The following is a 6000-nucleotide window of genomic DNA, read 5'->3' as shown; positions in this document are numbered from 1 at the left end:
CCGAGCCCGCAGCGTAAGTACCGTAGCCCGCGTCGGCGCCGAGCATCCCGTAGTTCGCGCCGTCAACCCATTTCATCTGCTGCTGCTTGACGGCTTCGCCATCCTCGAGCGTCTGCAGATGAGCCAGCCGTTCGCTGGCACTGCCGGTCGGTTCGCCGATATTGCCGGCGCTAGTGGGATTATCGTTGTCCTGGTCGGCCATGGTCGTGCGGCGCTCAGTCCGGTTCGTGCAGCGTGACGCTCTGGATCATGTTCTGTACCTGGCTCTTCTGTGTTTCGCTGATCGTGCCCGGTGCCGTGAAGGTCAGCATCAGCACCCGCTTGCCGTACTCGACCATCGTGAGCAGTTGCTGGATCGGCTTGCCATTGTTCAGCCACCTGAATTCGTGGGTATACGCGACGCGTCCGGACACTTGCGTATCCGCGCCCTCGACCAGTTCGTAACCGGCGACCTGCTTTGCAAGCTTCAGGACCTCGTTGGCCGTGTACTCGTTAAACTTCATCCCCCAGGGCAGGTTCTCCCGGGTCACGACAAAACTGACGCCCTCGGTCCCCGTCGCGGCCGACACAAACACGTTCATCGTCTTGTCGTGCCAGTCGGTTGGCAGCGACAGGGAGCCTTCCTGCATCTGATACATGTTGTTTTCCAGTAGAGCGGGGGTTGGGGCGGATCGGAAATCAGTTATCAGGGTTGATGTGCGTGCTGCTGGCCTGGACCTTGATCTGTCCGTCGTCGATGTGAATGACGGACGACCCTTTGTATATTTCAATGGTGTCGGCCGTCATGTGGATCTTCGTGCCGCCATCTCCACCGACCTTGATCCACAGTTCCTTTGCCTCGATCGTGTGGACACCGGCGGGTGTCTGGTGCGTCGTGTTGCCCTGCGTGACGGTGTCTTGCAGGTTACCGACCGATACCGTCGTCAGATGGTCGCCTTTGGCCACTCCGATGCTCCGGTCGCCCTTGAGCACCTGCGTCGTCTGCGCGTTTTCAACAACGGTATTCATGTCCTTCTGCGCATGCATGAAGAATTCCTGCGCACCGTTCACGTCGGAAAAACGCAATTCATTCGAGCCTTGCCCTTTGTGCGTCTGACTGCGAATGCCCATCGTCTGGCCGGTGCTACCGTGGTAGGGATTCGCCGCCTCTCCGTTGAAGACCCGGCCGACAATCACGGGATTGTCCGGGTCACCCTCATTGAACGCGACAATCACTTCCTGACCGATGCGCGGAATGGCGCTGCCGCCCCATCCAGCGCCTGCCCAGGGCTGCGATACCCGTACCCAGATGGTGTCCGATCCATCCAGTTTTCCTCGACGGTCCCAATAGAAATGGACCTTCACGCGACTGCCGTCCGTATAAATTTCCTCGCCCTTGGGACCGACCACGACCGCGGCCTGCGTGCCGTGCATGAACGGTTTTGGCGTGCGGCGCTCGGGCCGGAACGGCACGTCGATCGGCAGGCAGGTGAACGAATTGCGATACGGCAGCTTCGCTTCATCGCGTGAATAGTCGTTCACGGCGTGGTGGCGCACGTGCAGGATCGCGAACTCCTTGTTGTTGTAGGCCGACACGCTATGGTTAGTCAGCTTGAAACGACCGGCAGTCGTCATGCGCCACGCAAAACCACTGCCGTCGAACCTGCGCGCCTGCGCTTCCTCCGCTTGCATCGCATAACCCGCATAGCGGTTGCCGTCGTCGCTATGATCGTAGAGCGAGCGATACTCGTAACGCTCGGTCTTGCCGATATTCGGCGTCTTCAGCATGGTCGGTACTTCGACCTGCATCAGCGGTGTGGAAGGGGTGTTGTAGTTGAAGTCGCGAAAGGTGATCTTCCCCACGCGGAAATTGAACGTCTCGTCCCAACGGTCGATGCCGTTGTGCTCGCTCGCCGTGCTGTCCGCAAAATACGGAACGGTGTCGAGATTGGCGATTGGCGCGAACGCGTCGTTGCTGTCGCCGATAACGAGGACGTGCTTGTCCTTGTCGTACCGGAACGTCCAGAACATGCCTTCCTGCTCCATCAGCCGGGTGCAGAAGTTGAAATACGATTCGCCGTACATCACCACATACTCGAGCGGCGCACGCTGGCCGGCGAGATTGAATTCGTAGTTCTGGAAACCGTGTTCGGTAAAAATCTCGGTGAGGATATCCCGCGCGGTCTTGTTCTGGAAAATACGGCAATCGGTCGAGCGGATCAGGAACCAAAACCACGGTACGACGGTCATTTCATAGCGCGTCACCGTACCGGAATTGCCCACTCTGCCGAACGACACGGCGTAGCCGTGAAAATGGCGCTGGTCGGCATCCGAGGCCGCAACGATCCCGCTCAGGCCGGTGTTGGCGGCTTGCGGATCGAGCGTGATCGAAACCGGTTGCCCAACGATCTTGTCTATGTCGATATTGTTTCGATGAGACAGCAGATCGAGATGAATCTCCGGCAGCCGGCTCACGTATTCGTCGACGACCAGAGCGTTGACGAGCAGCACGTCCGGCCCCAGCGGGGACGTCATGGTAACGAAGCGGTTATCCTGCGTGAGTTTGGGCTGCGCGCCCGACGCGTTGTTGATCGCGTCCGCAATGGAGGCGGGAGTTTTCCCCAGCAGCGAAGCGCCTGTCTGGGCCAGTTGCACCGCACGGACCGCTCCCCCCATCAAGCCCGCACCGGGCATCCCGCTCAAGCCCGCAACCTGGCTCGCGACCCCGGCAAGCGAGCCGATATCGCTGAACGAGGCACCGTTCGACAGGCCGCTTCCGTTCGATGCAAAACTCATAGACGTTCTCCTGTGTCGTCTGGCGCGTTGCTTGTCGCGCTACGCTTACGCGGTTCGACGCCCAAAGTTCCCCAATCAACCACACCCGGCTTAAGGCAACGAGATCGTCAGATTCGCCGACTTCGGCCCGACCTTCACGATCTCGGAATAGGGCGCAACAGCCTTCAGCGTCGAGTCCTTCAGATACGAGTTCAATCCGACAAACGCAAGCACACCGATCAAGGCAAACACCGACGCGATAACCCACAACGGCACTTCGCTTTTCAACCGGTGCGCGATCTGGTCCGGAAGCGGCCAATGTGGCGCGAACGGCGCGCGTTTGCCCTTCATTTGCGCGATCTCGTCGCCGACCCGGGCGGTCAGATACGCAAGCCTTTCCGGTCCCTCCATCATGTACTTGCCCTGGAAGCCCAGGAGCAGGCACATATGGAACACCTCCAGCGACTGCAGACGTGACGCCCCTTGTGCACGCGCTTCTTCGAGATGCTGAAAAAACTTCTCGCCTGCCAGCTGCTCGCCGAACAACGTCAGCTGCAGCGGCTTGCGTTCCCACTCCGCACGAATCTTGAAACTCGACGCGAGTACGGACTCGTCGACTGCCGCACAAAACGCGAACTTGGCGGCGAACATGTCGTCGGCCGATACATTCAGCTTTTTCGCGCCGCGGTCGAAGTCGCCCAGGAATTCCTGGATGCGCGCAAGAAAGCTCGCCGCATCGCCTGGCTCGCGACCGTTCTTGAGCAGGAACAGCATGAAAAAACCGTCGTAAAGCAGATCGAGCAGCGAACGAATCTGATACGTCGACGCAGTAGCAGGGCCGTTGTTCCGATTGCTTTGTTGCGCAGGGGCATCGCCGAAAAGAGAGGGCGCGTAGCTCATGAAGTCACCGCGATCAAGTCGAGTTTGAGGTCGTCGATACCGGACGGGGCGTAGATCATCGCCGATTGCGCCTGTAGCATGCGGTCATACAGGGCGCCACGCGTTTCAAGGGCGAAGTAGCAGGCGCCGGGCCGCACGGGAATGGCTGGAGGCACCTGGGGCGTGTACGTGAGCCGCACGCCGGGCATGGCCGAGAGCACGAGCTTGTCGACGTCTTCGGGCGCCCCGACCTTGAAGCGCGCAGGCACGGCTTCGACAAGTTCCACCGTGGGCATGCTGGCCGTGACCGAAAGGAAGAAGGTGGTCTTATCGTCGATCTTGCCGGAGTCGATGCGCCCGAGATGGAACGACGGACGCACCTCGTCCAGCGCGATTGCGAAGTAGCGCGTGGAGATCACGGTATCGAGCAGATCGCGCAAGATGCCGTCGAGCTGGTCGAAGGCAGGACCGGGGTCGTCATGGCGATAGACCGGCAGGTCCGCGAGGGCGTAACCCTTCGAGAATGTCATCAACTGACCCGCGAGCCGCAGCAACTCCTGGAACAGACGCTCGGGATGCAATGCCGGATGCTGGTAAAGATGCGTGAGCGCGGCGAAGGCGGCGCTTGCCGTATGCAGCAGCCAGAACGAAGCGACATCGCCGGAGCGGAACTCGATAATGTTCTTCGTCGGCTCGCGATGAAAACCGTAGAGCGCACTGACCTTCGCCTGCAATGCCTCGATGAGTTGGCGCAGGCGCTGATGCAGCAGCGGTGACGCTTCAATAGCGAGGCTCGGCGGCACGAACGATTCGTCGATCTCGAACCCCGAAGTCGCCGTGCGCCGGATCCGGACGAGCGGCACGGACATGTACTGATCGCGCGGCTCGCTGTTCGCCACCAGCTTGACGCTTGCCTTGAGGAAGGTGATGTCGGCCTGCGCGGCGTCGGTGAAGTGATCGCCGACGGGCGCCTGCTCGCTGACATAGCGCGAGACAAAACCGGCGGCCGGATCCTGTACGTAGTTCGCTCCTGCTTCCCGCAGCGGATGCATGGCGAGATAGAAGGTGAACTCGTTGACGCCGTCAGGCAGTGTCTCGAGCGCGATGGCTGCCGGCAGGTCGTTGGCTTGCGGCGCGGAATACAGTTCGCCGTCGGGAAACACCAGCGACAGGTCACTCAGGCGCAGCACATTGCTCGCGAGCGCGTCGCGGTCGAAACGGACCGAACGCACGCCCCAGTTATAAGGCTGGAGAGCTCGGACGGACTCGAACAGACGCGCCTCGTGATAAGCGTCTTGTCGCTGGAAATGCTGCGGCCGCAAAAAGAGGCCTTCTCCCCACAGCACTTTGGCGGAATAACTCATATTCAACCTGTATAGGTGTCGCTGCAGCGATTGCGCATTGCGAAAAATCACGCTCTGCGCACCCGCTTTCGCTCGGGTCTTAAAAGCAACCGCTCATTGAAACCGTTCAAGGAGGTTCTGCCTGGGACATCCGCTTCGAATTGCTCGCGCCAGCGCCACACGCGGCCGGCTCGATAATATTCTTTCCACACTCATGATTAAAGCAGGGTCTAGCCGCAGCTCACCGATGACAGCAGATTCAGTTGCTGCGCCGGTAATCCCTGGTCTGCGGGTATCACCGTTCCGCCGGTCACGGTCATCGCGCAATTATGCAGGCCGATCATTATGCCGGATTTCTCCGACCGGGCAGGGTCGAATGCAAACTTCCACCGCTGTTGCGCCGGATCGCGGAATAAAGCGACGATTCCGAGGGCACCCGCTTCACGCGTGACCTTTTCCTTTACTGTATAACGCTGTCCCGGGATCAGCGTCACTTCTCGCACGCGGATCAAATCTTCGCCTAAAGTCGCTTTTTCGCGACTGGGGTCTGTGAATGTATCAAAGGGGGCTTGCTGGAAAGAAGTCGCGTCTTTCAATGTATAGAGCCGAACTACCAGCGCGAGCGGCCGGTTATCCATGGCGGCATTCAGATTCGGCGCCGCATAAAGCGTCAGCGGCACTTCGCGCGGCGGTTTCTGGGCGTCCGGAATGTCGGGTTTGCCAATGCCGACCGCCTGCAAACCCGCACTGGCAGCGGCGCCGAGGACTGAAACCCCCGCCGCGCATCCCCCCATCAGCAGGGTGGCGGCGAATATAGCGCTGCACCCAAGATATCTCATATTCATGCTTTGCCTTTCGCGCACCACGCTTGGGCTCCCCGATTATGACAAGCAAAGGACGATAATTCGCGAAGCTGTCTTGTCTTCGCTCAACCGTTTGTTTTATAAGTACGTTTTGTTTCGAATAGCGGTCGTTCAGGACCTGCCTTCGGCTTGTTCTGAACCCATTATTTCGTGTAATTCGG

Annotated in this window: 6 protein-coding genes; all 6 read right to left on the bottom strand. The window is 59.7% G+C overall.

Translation table 11 applies throughout. The features are described from left to right. Positions 1-202, bottom strand: a 202-nt coding sequence (locus EOS_RS12340; RefSeq protein ID WP_047846933.1) for a hypothetical protein, incomplete at its 3' end; no start/stop codon positions are given. 13 nt (positions 203-215) lie between these two features. Next, positions 216-638: a DcrB-related protein gene (locus tag EOS_RS12335; RefSeq protein WP_047846932.1), complete on the bottom strand. Its 423-nt coding sequence runs from the start codon at positions 636-638 to the stop codon at positions 216-218. A gap of 40 nt (positions 639-678) precedes the next feature. Next, positions 679-2775 (bottom strand): type VI secretion system Vgr family protein, encoded by a 2097-nt coding sequence (locus tag EOS_RS12330; protein ID WP_047846931.1) that lies wholly within the window; start codon positions 2773-2775, stop codon positions 679-681. A gap of 90 nt (positions 2776-2865) precedes the next feature. Continuing rightward, a complete protein-coding gene (gene icmH, locus EOS_RS12325) occupies positions 2866-3654 on the bottom strand; it encodes a type IVB secretion system protein IcmH/DotU (protein WP_047846930.1) in 789 nt (262 codons plus the stop codon). Further along, a complete protein-coding gene (gene tssK / locus EOS_RS12320) occupies positions 3651-4997 on the bottom strand; it encodes a type VI secretion system baseplate subunit TssK (RefSeq protein WP_047846929.1) in 1347 nt (448 codons plus the stop codon). The genes icmH and tssK overlap by 4 nt, the downstream gene beginning before the upstream one ends. Before the next feature lie 209 nt (positions 4998-5206). After that, positions 5207-5821 (bottom strand): type VI secretion system lipoprotein TssJ, encoded by a 615-nt coding sequence (gene tssJ, locus EOS_RS12315; RefSeq protein ID WP_047846928.1) that lies wholly within the window; start codon positions 5819-5821, stop codon positions 5207-5209. Positions 5822-6000 lie beyond the last annotated feature (179 nt).

The sequence above is a fragment of the Caballeronia mineralivorans PML1(12) genome, from assembly GCF_001028175.1.
In the GTDB taxonomy this organism is placed as follows: domain Bacteria; phylum Pseudomonadota; class Gammaproteobacteria; order Burkholderiales; family Burkholderiaceae; genus Caballeronia; species Caballeronia mineralivorans.
Note: the sequence above shows the minus strand (reverse complement) of the source record. Positions and strands in the feature narration are given on the sequence as shown.